Here is a 16,155-nt window from a genome sequence, read left to right on the forward strand (position 1 = left end):
AAATTCATAACAGTTAAAAATGAAAATATTAATAACCGGCGGCGCCGGATTTATTGGGTCCCATGTAGTAAGGCGCTTCGTTTTAAACTATCCCAACTACAATATATACAATATAGACGCCCTGACATATGCGGGCAATCTTGAGAATCTTAGGGATATCGAGAATAATCCTAATTATTTTTTTATTAAGGGAGACATTAATAATGCAGAATTCATTGGTGATCTTTTTGATAAGTATCGCTTTGATGGTATAATCCATCTGGCCGCAGAAAGTCATGTAGATCGATCCATAAGTGAACCATTGTCATTTGCCAAGACGAATATATTGGGAACCATGAATTTATTAAATGCGTTCAAGCAAATTTGGTCGGGCAATTGGGAAGGGAAGAGATTTTACCATGTAAGTACGGATGAGGTGTATGGATCTTTAGGGACAACTGGGTTTTTTACAGAAACGAGTCCTTACCAACCAAACTCCCCATATTCTGCTTCAAAAGCAGCATCAGATCATTTTGTAAGGGCTTATGGGGAAACTTATGCATTACCGTATGTAATAAGTAATTGTTCCAATAATTACGGACCCAATCATTTTCCAGAGAAACTAATACCACTTTTCATTAACAATATTCTTAATAAAAAACCCTTGCCAGTTTATGGAGATGGCAATTATACAAGGGATTGGCTGTATGTAGAAGATCATGCTGGGGCAATCGACTTGGTATTTCATCAAGGAACGATTAATGAGACCTATAACATAGGTGGATTCAACGAATGGAAAAACATTGATCTTGTTAGGGAGCTTTGTAAGCAAATGGATAATAAACTTAACAGGTCAACTGGAAGTTCAGAAGAACTTATAACTTTTGTCAAAGACAGGCCAGGACATGATTTGAGGTACGCCATTGATGCTTCAAAGATAAATAATGAATTGGGCTGGTCCCCCTCGGTAACTTTTGAGGAGGGTTTATCCAAGACGATTGACTGGTATTTGGAAAACCAGAATTGGTTGTCCCATGTTACCTCCGGGGCCTACATGAAGTATTATGAGAAACAATATCCAAACGATATATGAAAGGAATTATTCTAGCAGGCGGTTCAGGAACCAGATTACACCCTTTGACCCAAGTGGTTTCAAAACAATTATTGCCTATATATGATAAGCCAATGATTTATTACCCGCTATCGGTGCTGATGTTGTCGGGTATCAAAGAGGTTTTGATTATTTCCACACCGCATGACCTTCCAAACTTTAAAAGGTTGTTAGGGTCAGGGGAACAACTTGGAATAAAGCTGTCATACGCTGAACAACCTTCACCTGATGGATTGGCACAAGCCTTTATTATTGGTGAAGAGTTTATAGGAGGGGACGACGTATGTTTGATACTTGGAGACAACATTTTTTATGGTGCGGGAATACAAAAAATGTTGTCGACCACGGTCGAATCGGTTAAGAGTGAACAAAAGGCAGTGATATTTGGATATTATGTAGAGGATCCTGAACGCTATGGTGTGGTTGAATTTGATGGAGAAAGAAATGTTGTAGGCATAGAGGAAAAACCACATCAGCCAAAATCCAACTATGCGGTAGTAGGATTATACTATTATCCTAACTCAGTAGTCGAAATTGCAAAAAATGTAAAACCTTCGAAAAGAGGGGAATTGGAAATTACCTCGGTAAACCAGGCATATCTGCAACAGCACAAGCTTAAGGTGCAGATAATGAGTAGAGGATACGCCTGGTTGGACACTGGAACCCACGAAGCATTGACTGAAGCTACCGAGTTTGTAAAAGCGGTGGAAAAGCGAACAGGTCTTAAAATCGCATGTTTGGAGGAAATAGCATATTTGATGAGATATATTTCAAAAGAAAAGTTCCAAGAAGTGGCAGACGATCATAGTAAAAGTGGTTACGGCGAATACTTGAAAAGAATAGCTTCAAAATGAAAAAAATAGGGGTGTTTTTAATGACAAAGAAAGGCTTTCTGGTCCTCAAAAGCTTATTGAACCATGATTATACCTTAAACCTGGCTTTTGTTGTTGGAGCTTTAGACACTAACATCCATAAGGATTACAACACCGAAATCCGAAAGCTTTGTTCCGAATATGGCATCGCATATTATGACAGAGATGAATCGGGCTACAAAGATTTGAAGGTAGAATACTTGTTGGCAATATCATGGAGATGGCTGATAAAAACGGAGAATACCCCACCTCTTATTGTCCTCCATGATTCGTTGTTGCCAAGGTATAGAGGTTTTGCACCTTTGGTTAATTCATTGATTAATGGAGAGCGTAAGATAGGGGTCACTGCGTTATTTGCCAGCAACGATTATGATAGAGGTCCCATTATTGGACAAACCCAAACAGACATACAATACCCAATAAAAATTGAAAAGGCAATAGATTTAATAGCGGATTGTTATGTGGATTTAGTACTAGACATATTTCACAAAATCAAGTCAAATACCGACATCTATGCCACCCCTCAAAATGAAAGCAAGGCCACTTACAGTCTATGGAGGACTGAAGAAGACTATAAAATTGATTGGCACCAAAGTTCAAAGAAGATAAAAAGATTCATTGATGCGGTGGGCTACCCATATCTTGGCGCTTTTGCGTTTGTTGGTCAAAGAAAGGTGAGAATTTTTGAAGTAAGTCAAATCTCCGATATTATTATTGAAAATAGAAGTCCGGGTAAAGTAATCTTTATGGAACAAGGAAATCCCGTTGTTGTATGTGGAAAAGGTTTACTTAAGATTGAGATGGCAAGTTTCGACGATAATAATGAGCCATTATTGCCCTTAAAATTATTTAGAACAAAATTTTATTGATGATTCCATTTAATAAACCCTTTCTTGTTGGCAATGAGACCCAGTATATAAAGGAGGCGGTACTTTCTGGGAAAATTTCCGGCAACGGTATTTTTACCAAAAAGTGTCAGAGCTTTTTTGAGGACGAGTATCATTTTAGGAAAACTCTATTGACCACATCTTGTACAGATGCATTAGAAATGGCAGCTATTCTTTTGGACATCGGTCCAGGGGATGAAGTAATCGTTCCTTCCTACACCTTCGTATCTTCGGCGCTAGCATTCATCCGTCAAGGAGCAAATATTGTGTTTGCGGATAGTCGAAAAGACCATCCTGGAATAGACGAGAACAAAATTGAAGAGCTGATTACTGCTAAGACAAAAGCTGTTGTGGTGGTGCATTACGCAGGGGTTGCTTGTGATATGGATATTGTAATGAGTGTCGCAAATAAACATGGGATTTATGTCATAGAAGATGCAGCTCAGGCTATAGATTCATTTTACAAGGGAAAACCATTGGGAGGAATAGGACATTTATCAGCATTTTCATTTCATGAGACCAAAAATGTCATTGCAGGTGAAGGAGGTCTTCTTGTTGTAAATGATGCGAAGTTTACTGATCGTTCAGAAATTATTTGGGAAAAAGGAACAAATAGGACCGCATTTTTTAAAGGGGAAGTTGATAAATATGGTTGGGTGGATACTGGATCATCCTTCTTGCCATCTGAACTTACAGCAGCTTTCCTTTATGCTCAGTTGGAACATTCGAAACAAATACAAAAAAGACGAAAGGAAATTTGGAACATATACTATAAACAATTAGAATCACTTGAGTCGGACGGCAAGATTACTTTGCCCAGTATTCCTGATTACGCCACTAATAATGCTCATATGTTCTATGTTCTAGCACAAAATATTGCCGAGAGAGATAAACTATTATCTTTTTTAAAAAGCCGGGGTGTACATGCAGTTTTCCACTATATTTCTTTGCACACAAGCACATTTTATCTCAAAAGCAACACACCACAACGTCTTCAAAATTCTGAAAGATTTTCGGATTGCTTGATCAGATTACCATTATTTTATGAACTAGAATGTGATGAAGTATTATTCATATCGGATACTATCAAAAAATATTTTAAATGATACTTCATATACTTGATGAGGAAAAGTTCTTAAAGAAAGCTATACAAATATTTGAAGATATTCTGCCAAATGATAATGTATACCTCATAGGTGTCGACGATAAAAGGAGTGAAGTCTATCATGAAAGAATAAACTTTGATTGTTCATTTTATGCTCTTAAGGGAAGTAGGAGATATAAAGATTTGTTTAAAGAACACGCCTCAAAAGCTAATATAATTTTTTTCCATAACCTTTATAAGGATTATAAGTTGAATTTATTTCCTTTAATTCCTAACAGGACCAAAAATATTTGGTATTTGTGGGGGGCAGAGATTTATGGTTTAAACCCTAAAATAAACAATTTACTTCCTCTAACTCGGGAGACATACAAAAAAAGCCTTCCAGTATTAAAACTGGTACGTAAAGAGATTTTATCTAAAATAAAAAAGAGATATCAGTGGAAGTTATTTAAGAAAACTGTAAGACAAAAGATAGATTACATTCTTACTAACATCTCTGAAGACATAGACCTATTGGACACGTATGTAGAAAACAAAGCAAAGAGGGGTTGGTTTACTTATTTTAGTTTTAATGAACAAAACTTAGCAGATGAACTTGTATTGGAAAGGCAAAATATTTTAATTGGAAATTCAAGCTCAGCAACCAACAATCATATCGAAGCCTTTAAGATGATTGTCAAAAAAGATATTTCTAAAAGAAAAGTTTTTGTTCCACTGAGTTATGGAGACATGTTTTATAAAAAAGTTGTTTTATCAAAGGGAAAGTCTGTTTTAAAACAAAAAATGTTTCCAATAACTGAATTTTTAAGTTTTGAAGAATATAATTCAATTCTCAAAAGCTGTTCTGTTTTGATAATGAACCACAAACGACAACAGGCTTTTAATACGATAATGATGGCTTTAGCAGCTGGCTGTAAGGTGTTCCTTAGAGAAGAAAACACTATTTACTCGTGTCTTAAGAGAGAAGGATTTTTAATTTTTTCTATTCAAAAGGATTTTGACTGTGAGGACGCACTAAATCCTTTAACAGAAAAAGAAATGTTAAAGAACATTACTTTATCACAACAGTTATATAATTATCAAAGGGTTAAAAATAGAATTAAACAAGAGGTTCTATCAATTTTAAGTGAAAGAGATTAAGAGCAATGTGATATCGGGAGTTAAATGGACCACTATTGGGACCATAACCAACGCACTTGTGGCATTGCTAAAAATTGCCATTCTTGCCCGTTTTTTGGATAAAGCAGATTTTGGATTAATGGCCTTGGTTACCTTTGTTATGGGTTTTATGAACCTGTTCAACGATATGGGTTTAACTTCTGCAATTTTGCACAAACAACAGATTTCCAAGAATGAGTATGCCAGCCTTTACTGGCTCAATGTAATTTTTAGTATAGTGCTTTATGGTATTTTGCTTTTGATAACTCCATTGGTGTCCAATTTTTATGAAGAACAAGACCTGAAATTTCTAATTCCTCTTTTAGGACTTAACCTACTGATCTCGGCCGGGGGAAGGATATTTAAAACTATAGAGTCTAAATTTCTTTTATTTAAACAAGTAACCATCTTCGAAATTTCCGCATCACTGCTATCCTTAATTTTCGCAGTTTATCTTGCGATTAACGATTATGGAGTATTGGCCTTGGTATACAGTGCACTTTTACAATATTTGGTTCAGAACACTCTGTATCTGATTCTCGGACTGAAAAAATATGGACTCAAACTTCATTTCAATTTTGGTGAGACCACCCCTTTTTTAAAGATAGGCATGTACCAAGTTGGAGGGCAAATTATCAACTATTTTAATAGGGACATGGATATTTTGTTGATTGGCAAGTTCTTTAATTCCGATGTTTTAGGAGGTTATAGTTTAGCAAAGCAATTGGTTTCAAGGCCTGCACAAATACTTAATCCCATTTTGTTGAAGGTGGCTTCACCTGCATTGGCCAAGTTTCAGGAAAACATGTTACAACTTAAGACCAACTATTTAAAATTAGTTGGATGGGTCGGTAAATTAAACTTTGCAGTTTATGGAGCCGTTGCCCTCTTTGCTCCGATAATAGTGCAACTTTTATATGGCACTGGATTTGAGGAAATTAACCCGCTGGTTAGGATTCTCAGCGTATATATGATTTTTAGGGCAATTGGCAACCCAGTGGGTAGTTTAGTGATTGCCACTGGCAAAACCCACCTTGAGTTTTTATGGAACATGATTACTCTATTGGTCTTGCCAATTTTCATATATTCCGGCTCCATTATGGGAATTGAAGAGGTGGCTTGGGCGCTTACATTGGCAATGGCTATTCTTTTCATTCCTAGTTGGAGGCTGCTGGTCTACAAAATGACGGGGGCCACTTTTAGGGAGTATCTTTGGGCCATTGTTAAACCATCTTTTAAATAGGATAGTCTAAAAGCATGATTCCCAACTTCATTTTCGTTATTCTCACCATATGCTACTTGCTGCTTGGGGTTTTGTTTTGGCAAACCAAAGGACTAAAATGGTTTTTTGGGGTATCCTTGTTAATACCTTTTACTCCCGCCCTAACCATACTTCATACAAGATATCAAGTTACCGTTTACTATTTTTTTGTAGCTATACCCCTTCTACTATACATTTTGCTAATTCTAAAACAAAATCGAATATCAAAAAACTTATTTTGGGCCCTACTTGTATTACCTGTTTTTTTTATTGTATACACAGGTTTGGGTTATGTTTTCAATTCAAGCAGTACCTCGGCTATAGACTTGTTAAAGGACGCCAAACCCATTTTAGGATTGGCAATAGGCCTCCTTTTTTTGGATATTATGAAGGGGAATCAATATTCCTGGGATAGCAAGTTGGCCAAAAAACTCCTTTTTATTAATTTTTTCGCCACTGTATTTTATTTTCTTATGGTCAATTTCACCCCAATTGTGACCATACTTACAAACGACCCCTTCTATATGGCACAAGAAAGTAGATATCTATCATTGGGCACATTTTATGCCATCTTTTTTCTTTTGGGAAAAATGGCATCAGATTCAAAGATTAATGGATGGCAATTTGTATTTATTTTCGGACCAATATTTCTCTCTGGAAATCGAACCTTACTATTGGTTACAGTACTATTGTTTTTGTTGAATATGGTGATGTCCTTGGCGAACCCCAAGGCATTTTTAAGAAAGGCCGGTTTTTTGTTTGTGGGCTTGTTGGCCATAATCATCGGGGTTTTATCCTTGAATGAAGCGCTTAAGGCACGGGTGAGCACTTTGTTGAATGCACAGGTTCTTTTGACAGAGCTAAAAGAAAAACGCTTTTCTCCCTTTTTCTTGAAATTGGATAGTTTTGAATGGTACAATTACTTGATCGGCAAAGGAGCTGGTGAAACCTTCTTCATTCCCTGGTTTGAGTATAGAAAGAACATTGAGGATTATAACATCTACATGGACAACATTTACCTTACCCTCTATGTAAAATATGGCTTGGTAATGTTGGTTCCGTTACTGGTCTTGCTGTATTTCATAAATAAAACTGAAACCAACAAAAGATTTAAGGTGTTGACTATCTGCTATTTTCTTGTTATGGGATTGACCACTTCCTTTATGTACCAGACCTCTTTTTTGTTTATATTGATTTTATTGGCCGGATTTAAAACAACATTGCAGCAAAAAGAGGCGTTTAATTAAAACAAGAAGCAAAATTGCAACGAAAAAGTTGAATGGACTTTTCGTAACCGTATTGGTCGCAATAGCGGCCTCCTGTAGTAAGGATGATGGTCCTTTTTTAAAATATGGGGACCATTACCAAGGAGGCATAGTATTTTACATCTTCCAAGAAGGGGACAAGGGCTATGTGTCCGGAGAATCGCACGGCCTTATCGCCTCGTTTGAGGACCTGCAGACCGCAGATGGGGAACTTGAGGTACCTTGGGGATGTTGTCCTAATACAATGGATTGCCTGAATATTTCAGGTGCTGAAAACATAGGTATAGGCTATGGGCAGGTAAATACCTTGGCCATATTGGCTGTATGTGACGAACCTAACATCGCGGCACGCCTTTGCGATGACTACAGCATTGAGTTTGAAGGAGAGGTTTATGATGATTGGTATTTGCCGAGTTATAAAGAAATTACTAAGATGAACAAACCTAAAGAATACATTTTGGAGCATACCATAACATATTGGACCTCCACTCAAGATAAAGACGGGGAGCCTTCCAAAAAATATGCAATACAAGTTTTCGGATGGGTAGACCAGTGTGGGCCTCCCTATCCTTATTCCGACGCTTGTTGGCATGTAGGTAGCATTGGAGGGGAAGCAAAATGGTATAAGAGCAGAGTAAGAGCTGTCCGTAGTTTTTAGGAAAGACTTATCTGAGTTTCATCTTTGTTCAACTGCCAAATAACCCCTAATGCCATTACGAAAAAAACGATGCCATGGTGTCTGCTCCATAGGCTTTCCGTAAGGCACAAAATAGCGGTTATTAATATAAACTGTAACCCCAAAAAATTCTTTGCCCTGAGGAAAGCGTACCCATAATAGAAAAGAAGATACGTAAAGGCAAGTACGCCCACGATGCCCAGTCCCACATAGTACTCAATAAACTGGTTGTGGGCATTGTAATTTTCATTCAAGGCCTTTTTGTTGTCCAAGTTGGTGTATGCTTGGTTCAATGAGCTGTTTATATCGCCCATTCCATTCCCGAACAAAAAATTATGGTTGGATTTGATTGCGGCTCCCCAAAGCCTTAACTTGTGTTGGCCATCATTTACTTTATATCCGTTATAATACTCAAACCCAAAAATATGTTGGATACGGTATTTGGTGACTCCAATATTCCAAACTATGGCGAACAGTGCCAAATGTACCGCTACCAGAATCAAAGCTCCCTTTTTCCAAGATTTGGAAGCCCTGATGTATAAAACCACATTAAACAAAAGTAGAAAGTATAGTGCCAAAATTCCGATTCGAGAAGACAAATGGACAATAAAAAAGGAAAAATACAGGATTAACAACACGTAAAGTGACTTGATCAATAAAGATTTGCTTTTTTGGAGCAGGCTAATAGTAATGGATATAGCAAATAAAATAAAATAAGCATAATAAGTCGGGTGAAGGTCTAAGGTGTTGCCCAAGTTCAAATAAGAATAATTGAGGTTAAAAAGACTTCGAACGGTTGACTCCCCATTCTCTAAAAGGGAATTAATCACCACAATATGCGAATAGACAGTAGCGGTCAAAACCACAAAAACAAAAACTGTGAGTATTTGTTGCGAAACTCTTTTTGAGAGATTGGCAAATGGGAATACCATAAAAAATAGCGGAATTACCAATACGCGTTGAATTTTTTGGACACCAGTGGGTAAGTCTCCAGTATAAACCAGGCTAATAGTAATTAATAGGAAAAGTAACAACAAAGGGAAATGATGCTTTAAGGACTCTTTAAGGCTTTCTAAAGAAAAATAGAACAAGGAAACAATTACAAGTCCTATAAGCACCTTGCTGTTGATGTCGTTTGGGGCCAATATCAAACTAATAAAGAACAGTATTAAGATGCACAAAAAAACAGTAGACCTGTATTTTTCCAGTTTATTGATCATATTAAATATACTAAAGGTTAAGGATTGCTTTATCTGGTTATTTTCTTGCAATTTACTTTACTTTTGTTCAACACAACTATTTCTATGAAAGTATTGCATATACTTTACCAATCACTGCCTCAGATTTCAGGTTCAAGTATTAGGTCAAGAGACATACTAATGTCTCAAAAGGAAATTGGTTTAGATTCAGTTGCTGTAACTTCCCCTTTCCAAATTGGCAAAGAAGTAGAAGAGACAATTAATGGAATTCGTTATATCCGAACATCAATTAGGACCAGCGACAGTATTTCGGACAAACCAAAATCCTTTTTAAAGAGGGTGAACAAGGTTTTAAGCATTATTCCATTTTCACGCAAGTTGAATAAAATTATCAAGAGGGAAAAGCCAGATATCTTACATGCACATGCTATGTTTTTCTGTGGACTTCCCGCAATATATTTTGGAAGAAAATATAAACTGCCTGTTGTTTATGAGGTGAGGTCGCTATGGATGTTGAGGAAGACCAAGAAGCGAAAAACCTTTTTGGATCTATACTTCGAAAACCTATTGTTTCAACTTGAACTATTCGTTATGAAAAGGTCCGATGCCGTGGTTGCATTAAATAATAATTTAAAAGCAGAGTTACTTTCCAAAGGGATATCCAATGAAAAAGTAGTGGTAATTAATAATGCGGTTAATACAACATGGATCAAGCAATTGAGAAACAAATATGTCGAAGATGATACAGAAAGGGCTATAACAACTTTTGGCTATATTGGGACATTAACGCCACATGAAGGGATAGATTTTTTAATCCATGCTTTTAAGGAATTCTCCTCGAAATATCCTAACATCCAGCTCAAAATATACGGTCAAGGAGTGGAAGAAACTAGAATTGCCGAACTTGCCAAGAATATTGACAACGTTTATTTTTTAGGAGCAATTCAACCAGATGAAGTTCCACTGGCCTTCAATTCAATTGACATAATTTTTAACCCTAGGCTTAAAAATAAGTTGACTGATTCAGTCACCCCTTTAAAACCATTAGAAGCGATGGCATATGGTAAGTTGTTCATTGGGAGTGATGTAGGGGGAATAAAGGAATTGGTTGTGAATCGAGAAAATGGGTTTCTGTTCAAAGCTGGTGATAAAGAAGATCTTCTTTCATTAATGGAAAAGGTTCTCTTTATTGAGAATGAAGAGAGTAAAATTGTAAAGAAAAGAGCAATGAAATTTGTTAAAGAGAAAAAGAGTTGGCTTGCAAATGCTGAAAGCTATTTAGAATTATATAAAGGTGCTCAGAAAATATATGGATAGTATTAAATTAGGCAAAAAGAATATTTACCCATTCAAAAGCAAACTGGAGTTTTTGGAATTCATTCAACACAAAAAAGCTATTCTAATAGCCCTTAACGCGGAAAAACTTGTCAGAAGAGACACAGTGTTAGATGATATAATTAACAATAACATCGGTTATGCAGACGGCATTGGTGCCGTTTTGGCCCTGAGGCGAAAAGGTATACGTGCTATTAAAATTGCAGGAGCAGAATTTTGGCTTGATATCATTGGCAGATATGAAAATTCAAAATCATTTTACTTTATAGGCTCAACCTCAGAAGTGATTGAAAAAACTATAGGTAAGCTGCAAAAGGATTATCCAAATATCGATATTGTGGGGTTTCGTAACGGTTATTTTGAGAAAGGTGAAAAAGAAAAATTGACTTTTGATTTAAAAACCAAAAAGCCTGACGTTGTTTTTGTTGCTCAAGGAAGCCCCAGACAAGAGATATTGATGTCCGAGCTTATGAAAGAATACCCAGCTCTATACATGGGTTTGGGGGGAAGCTTTGATGTATACGCAGGAATGAAAAAAAGAGCGCCAAACATTTATCAAAAATTGGGTTTAGAATGGTTTTACCGATTGGTGAAAGAACCTACTCGAATTTCTAGACAAAGCTCACTGTTTACCTTTTTAATTAAGATTATCTTTGGGAGAGTTTAAACATTACGGATGTATTTTCTTGAAACAGCTACATTACTTTTTATAGGGTCTTTTTTGTTGACTTATTTGACAATCCCAAGGATAATTAGTGTTGTCGAATATAAGAGGTTAATGGATAATCCTAATCATCGGAGTTCTCATAGGTCGAGAACACCCACATTGGGAGGAATCGCCTTTTTTTATTGTTTGGTCTTCACATTATTTTTTATAAAAGATCGAGCAGAACATTTAGAGTTCATTTACATTATTCCAGGACTTACTATTTTGTTCATTGTAGGGCTTAAAGACGACTTAGTTGTTCTCTCGCCAGTGTCAAAGTTATTGGCTCAAATATTGGCAATCAGCTTTGTTTTGGTCAATGATAGTTTTGGTATTGAGTCATTAAATGGCTTTTTGAACATTTATGAAATCCCTTATTATCTATACCTTATAATAGGAGGATTTTTAATGTTAACCATAATAAATTCATATAATTTAATCGATGGGATTGACGGACTAGCATCAATTGTTGGTATTGTAATAATGGTTATTTACACAACTATTTTCTATTTATCACAGGAATATTTTTTTGCTCTTATCGCCATCACAATGAACGCTTCATTGATGGCTTTTTTTGGGTTTAACATATCTTCGAATAAAAAAATATTTATGGGCGATACAGGTTCATTGATTATCGGCTTTATAATCAGCGTATTGACATTGAAGTTTTTAGCACTTGAGCCTACAGCTTACGGAGAACTTCCTTTTTTGTTAGAGAATGCTCCCTTAATAGCGATAAGTATTTTAATTGTTCCCTTGTTTGATACCGCAAGAGTGTTTACAATTCGTCTAGCGAACAAAAGAGGTCCGTTTTCCCCGGACAGGAATCATGTTCATCATGTGCTCATCGACTTTTGGGGGCTTTCACATAAGCAAGCTAGTTTTATTATAGGTTGTTTTAATATCATTTTTGTTGTTCTTTTTATTATTCTAGGAAGTAAGGCAAAGAATACGGGAATGGTAATTATGTTGGTAGGTGTTGTGATTTTTTTGGCTTATATATTCTTCAGGTACAATTACAACTTTACGACCCTCAAGCAAAAAATCTTATTGAAACGAAAAATAGATGCTTTAAAAGGGAAAAAGGACTCCGACTCAAAGAGTAAGAAAGGGAAAAAATGAAAAAAACACTCATAACCGGAGCAGCCGGATTTTTGGGGTCACACTTATGTGATCGTTTCATTGCCGAAGGACACCATGTTATTGGGATGGATAACCTCATTACAGGTGATATGAAAAATATCGAGCACCTGTTTCACCTAAAACGGTTTGAGTTCTTCCACCACGATGTCACCAAATTTGTTCATGTTCCTGGCAAGATGGATTACATCTTACACTTCGCATCACCGGCAAGCCCGATTGACTATTTAAAAATCCCAATTGAGACCTTAAAGGTCGGCTCTTTGGGGACACTTAATTTATTGGGGCTTGCCAGGGACCATAATGCACGGATTCTAGTGGCCTCGACTTCAGAGGTTTATGGAGATCCTTTGGTGCATCCGCAAAGCGAGGATTACTTTGGCAATGTGAGCCCTATCGGCCCACGGGGCGTTTACGATGAGGCCAAACGCTTTATGGAGTCCATAACCATGGCCTACCATAGGCATCACGGTTTGGATACCCGTATCGTTCGGATTTTTAACACCTACGGTTCCCGTATGCGACTTAACGATGGCCGTGTCGTCCCCGCTTTTATGGGACAGGCACTTCGTGGCGAGGACCTTACCGTTTTTGGTGATGGTTCACAATCGCGATCCTTTACATATATCGATGACCAGATTGAAGGGATATACCGACTTTTAATGAGTGATTATGTAGAACCCATCAACATTGGGAATCCGGATGAGACCACTATTCTGGAATTTGCAGAAGAAATTATCAAGCTCACGGGAACCGACCAAAAAATTATCTTCAAGCCGCTACCACAGGACGATCCCATGCAGCGGCAGCCAGATATTTCCCGCGCCAAGGAAATCTTGGACTGGGAGCCTAAAGTACATCGTTCCGAAGGACTGAAAAAAGTATTTGATTATTTCAAATCACTTTCGCACGAACAATTATGGGAAGCCCATCGCGATTTCTCCCCGAATAACTAGACAAAAGTTCCTGTCAAAACGTATTTTTGCCAAAACTTTGAACCATGAACATTCTTGTCCTGGGGTCCGGTGGTCGCGAGCACGCCATATCCCTTAAAATTTCCCAAAGTCCCAAAACATCCAAACTTTTTGTGGCGCCAGGCAATGCGGGCACTGCACAGATTGCCACAAATGTGGAGGTGGGTGTCAACGATTTTGAGGCCATTAAAACGTTGGTGTTGCAGGAAAGCATCGAATTGGTGGTAGTGGGACCGGAAGATCCTTTGGTGAATGGGGTGCACGATTTTTTTCTAAATGATGCCGAGTTGAAATCCGTTCCAGTAATCGGACCGCAAAAAGCAGCTGCCGAATTGGAAGGCAGCAAAGAGTTCGCCAAGGAGTTCATGATGCGTCACAACATTCCAACGGCAGCCTATCAAAGTTTTACAAGGGAGACCCTACAGGAAGGCCAAGCCTTCTTGGAGACACTACAACCTCCCTACGTGCTCAAGGCCGATGGTTTGGCCGCAGGCAAAGGTGTTTTGATTTTGAAAGATGTACAAGAAGCCAAAGACGAGCTCAAATCGATGCTGCTCGACTCCAAATTCGGAAACGCCAGTGCCACCGTTGTGATAGAGGAGTTTTTGGACGGTATAGAATTGAGCTGTTTTGTGCTCACCGATGGCACCAACTATAAAATCCTACCAACTGCCAAAGACTATAAAAGAATAGGTGAGGGCGATACGGGGCTCAACACGGGTGGAATGGGGGCCATTTCCCCGGTTCCTTTTGCCGATACCGGCTTTATGGACAAGATAGAGCGACAAATAGTTAAACCGACCGTAGAAGGCCTAAAAACGGATAATTTGCCTTATGTGGGCTTTATCTTTATCGGTTTGATCAAAGTGGGAGACGAACCCAAGGTAATCGAGTACAACGTGCGAATGGGCGATCCGGAAACCGAGGCGGTTATTCCAAGGCTCCAAAGTGATTTGGTTGAAGTATTGCTGGCGATGGCCAATGGAACACTGGACCAAATCGACCTAAATATTGATGAAAGAGCTGCAACCACCGTAATGGCGGTTTCTGGCGGGTATCCCGAAGCCTATGAAAAAGGCAAGGAAATCAAGGGAACGGAGAATATTAAAAATTCCCTCGTCTTTCACGCAGGAACCAAAATATCAGATGGAAAGGTTGTGACCAATGGCGGCCGTGTCATAGCTATTACTTCCTTTGGAAAAGATTTTAGGGAAGCGCTAAGAACATCCTATCAAAACATGGAAAAACTCCATTTTGATGGCATGTATTACCGAAAAGATCTAGGCTTCGATCTATAGATAAGAGTGTGAGCTGATGCTTTTATCTTCCTCGCCGCTTTCGTTGAAAATTTTCAACTGGCCCATCCAATAGACCATGGCCACAAAGCCAATGATCATAAAGACCCAGTTAATGGTATTGGAGCCCCACCAGCTGTGCATAAAACGCAACGAATCCAGTGGTGCAAAAAGATAGTTTACAAATAAGTCCTCTATACCGTAAAAAAACTTGCTCATCTTGGCTATATTTACTTTACAAAAGTAGCAAAAGATAGGATGATTTCAAGCTTTTTCGGAAAAACTAAACCCATAAACTACATTGTTCTTGCCATCGTCCTGTTCCTTTTCTATTTTACCCATCTATTTTTCGGGCTTGGGGAACAAAAGATAAGCCAAGTCATCGGACGAGAACTGGTCTTGTTTATCGGACTTTTACTGGCTGTTTTTATCGTCAATCAAATCGTACGCACCGAGAAAGCAACGGAGTCCAACTCGTATGCCATGCTGTTTTTCCTATTGCTGATTATAAGTTTTTCCGACGAGCTCGTTCTTGACCAGGTCATTTTTGCCAACTTTTTTCTACTTCTGGCTTTTTGGAGAATATTGTCCGTAAAATCAACTAGGAACGTAAAACACAAAATATTCGATGCCTCATTGTTGATTTCATTGGCCAGTTTGTTCTACGATTGGGCGCTTGCCTTTATGCTGCTCGTTTTTTTTGTGATCGGAGTATATGACCGTAAAACGGTTAAAAACTGGTTGGTGCCTTTTTTGGGAATTGCCACCATATTTATGTTGACATTCACGGTGCTCAAAGTACAAGGGTCTTTGGAGTTTTTTGAGGAGCACTACCAATTTTCCTTAGGGCTGTTTACTACCAAATCCTTTTTTCAGGTACTCAATGTAAAAACATTGATTTATTTAATTTTGACCATCTTGGTTTCCATGTTGGTTTTCGTAAGACTTCGAAACGTAAGTGGGGGAAAGCTGCTCCTACTACGGATTGTATTTCTCATTTTCATATTGTCCACTGGGATTATGCTGTTCACACCGGCCGATGCATCCCCTGTTCTGCTCACCTTTTTTCCCGCTGCCGTGTTCTTCACCAATTATTTTGAAGGCATCAAAAAAGAGAAGTTTCAAGAGATTGCACTTATGGGCAGCATTGTCCTGGCCTGCGCTCTTTTTGTCTTCCACCTTAACTAAATAC

16 protein-coding genes are annotated in these 16,155 nt (G+C 38.0%); 14 read left to right on the top strand and 2 right to left on the bottom strand.

Features of this window, described 5'->3' with window-relative positions:
* The first annotated feature begins 19 nt into the window (after positions 1-19).
* The 8 genes from rfbB to ABNE31_RS02920 are packed head-to-tail and all read left to right on the top strand — an operon-like array spanning position 20 to position 8,296.
* The gene (rfbB, locus tag ABNE31_RS02885) at positions 20-1,072 is read left to right on the top strand and encodes a dTDP-glucose 4,6-dehydratase (protein ID WP_349352306.1); all 1,053 of its coding nucleotides are present in this window, start codon (positions 20-22) and stop codon (positions 1,070-1,072) included.
* The gene (rfbA, locus tag ABNE31_RS02890; RefSeq protein WP_349352307.1) at positions 1,069-1,944 is read left to right on the top strand and encodes a glucose-1-phosphate thymidylyltransferase RfbA; all 876 of its coding nucleotides are present in this window, start codon (positions 1,069-1,071) and stop codon (positions 1,942-1,944) included. Before rfbB ends, rfbA begins: the two co-directional genes overlap by 4 nt.
* Positions 1,941-2,831 carry a formyltransferase family protein gene (locus ABNE31_RS02895; protein ID WP_349352308.1) on the top strand — a complete coding sequence of 297 codons (891 nt, stop codon included), beginning with the start codon at positions 1,941-1,943 and terminating at the stop codon, positions 2,829-2,831. Before rfbA ends, ABNE31_RS02895 begins: the two co-directional genes overlap by 4 nt.
* A complete protein-coding gene (gene rffA / locus ABNE31_RS02900; protein WP_349352309.1) occupies positions 2,831-3,955 on the top strand; it encodes a dTDP-4-amino-4,6-dideoxygalactose transaminase in 1,125 nt (374 codons plus the stop codon). Before ABNE31_RS02895 ends, rffA begins: the two co-directional genes overlap by 1 nt.
* Positions 3,952-5,094 (top strand): TDP-N-acetylfucosamine:lipid II N-acetylfucosaminyltransferase, encoded by a 1,143-nt coding sequence (locus ABNE31_RS02905; protein ID WP_349352310.1) that lies wholly within the window; start codon positions 3,952-3,954, stop codon positions 5,092-5,094. Before rffA ends, ABNE31_RS02905 begins: the two co-directional genes overlap by 4 nt.
* The gene (locus ABNE31_RS02910) at positions 5,081-6,355 is read left to right on the top strand and encodes an MOP flippase family protein (protein ID WP_349352311.1); all 1,275 of its coding nucleotides are present in this window, start codon (positions 5,081-5,083) and stop codon (positions 6,353-6,355) included. The genes ABNE31_RS02905 and ABNE31_RS02910 overlap by 14 nt, the downstream gene beginning before the upstream one ends.
* 14 nt (positions 6,356-6,369) lie before the next feature.
* Positions 6,370-7,620 (top strand): DUF6369 family protein, encoded by a 1,251-nt coding sequence (locus ABNE31_RS02915; RefSeq protein WP_349352312.1) that lies wholly within the window; start codon positions 6,370-6,372, stop codon positions 7,618-7,620.
* A 28-nt stretch (positions 7,621-7,648) separates the two neighbouring features.
* Positions 7,649-8,296 (top strand): hypothetical protein, encoded by a 648-nt coding sequence (locus ABNE31_RS02920; protein ID WP_349352313.1) that lies wholly within the window; start codon positions 7,649-7,651, stop codon positions 8,294-8,296.
* Here ABNE31_RS02920 and ABNE31_RS02925 read toward each other — a convergent pair.
* A complete protein-coding gene (locus tag ABNE31_RS02925) occupies positions 8,293-9,534 on the bottom strand; it encodes an O-antigen ligase family protein (protein WP_349352314.1) in 1,242 nt (413 codons plus the stop codon). The two genes, ABNE31_RS02920 and ABNE31_RS02925, sit on opposite strands and share 4 nt — an antisense overlap.
* Positions 9,535-9,618: 84 nt before the next feature.
* Between ABNE31_RS02925 and ABNE31_RS02930 the strand changes: the two genes are divergently transcribed.
* From ABNE31_RS02930 to purD, 5 genes are all read left to right on the top strand, one after another.
* Positions 9,619-10,830 carry a glycosyltransferase family 4 protein gene (locus ABNE31_RS02930; RefSeq protein ID WP_349352315.1) on the top strand — a complete coding sequence of 404 codons (1,212 nt, stop codon included), beginning with the start codon at positions 9,619-9,621 and terminating at the stop codon, positions 10,828-10,830.
* A complete protein-coding gene (locus ABNE31_RS02935) occupies positions 10,823-11,515 on the top strand; it encodes a WecB/TagA/CpsF family glycosyltransferase (protein WP_349352316.1) in 693 nt (230 codons plus the stop codon). Before ABNE31_RS02930 ends, ABNE31_RS02935 begins: the two co-directional genes overlap by 8 nt.
* A gap of 159 nt (positions 11,516-11,674) precedes the next feature.
* Complete coding sequence (locus ABNE31_RS02940; RefSeq protein ID WP_349352317.1) at positions 11,675-12,676, top strand: MraY family glycosyltransferase; 1,002 nt, start codon at positions 11,675-11,677, stop codon at positions 12,674-12,676.
* Complete coding sequence (locus ABNE31_RS02945) at positions 12,673-13,650, top strand: UDP-glucuronic acid decarboxylase family protein (RefSeq protein ID WP_349352318.1); 978 nt, start codon at positions 12,673-12,675, stop codon at positions 13,648-13,650. Before ABNE31_RS02940 ends, ABNE31_RS02945 begins: the two co-directional genes overlap by 4 nt.
* 44 nt (positions 13,651-13,694) lie before the next feature.
* Positions 13,695-14,966: a phosphoribosylamine--glycine ligase gene (gene purD, locus ABNE31_RS02950; protein ID WP_349352319.1), complete on the top strand. Its 1,272-nt coding sequence runs from the start codon at positions 13,695-13,697 to the stop codon at positions 14,964-14,966.
* Here purD and ABNE31_RS02955 read toward each other — a convergent pair.
* Complete coding sequence (locus ABNE31_RS02955; protein WP_349352320.1) at positions 14,961-15,182, bottom strand: uracil phosphoribosyltransferase; 222 nt, start codon at positions 15,180-15,182, stop codon at positions 14,961-14,963. The genes purD and ABNE31_RS02955 overlap by 6 nt on opposite strands.
* 39 nt (positions 15,183-15,221) lie before the next feature.
* On the opposite strand from ABNE31_RS02955, the gene ABNE31_RS02960 reads away from it, so the two are divergent.
* Complete coding sequence (locus ABNE31_RS02960) at positions 15,222-16,151, top strand: DUF6427 family protein (RefSeq protein ID WP_349352321.1); 930 nt, start codon at positions 15,222-15,224, stop codon at positions 16,149-16,151.
* Positions 16,152-16,155: the final 4 nt, after the last annotated feature.

This window comes from Flagellimonas sp. MMG031, assembly GCF_040112705.1.
Classification (GTDB): Bacteria; Bacteroidota; Bacteroidia; order Flavobacteriales; family Flavobacteriaceae; genus Flagellimonas.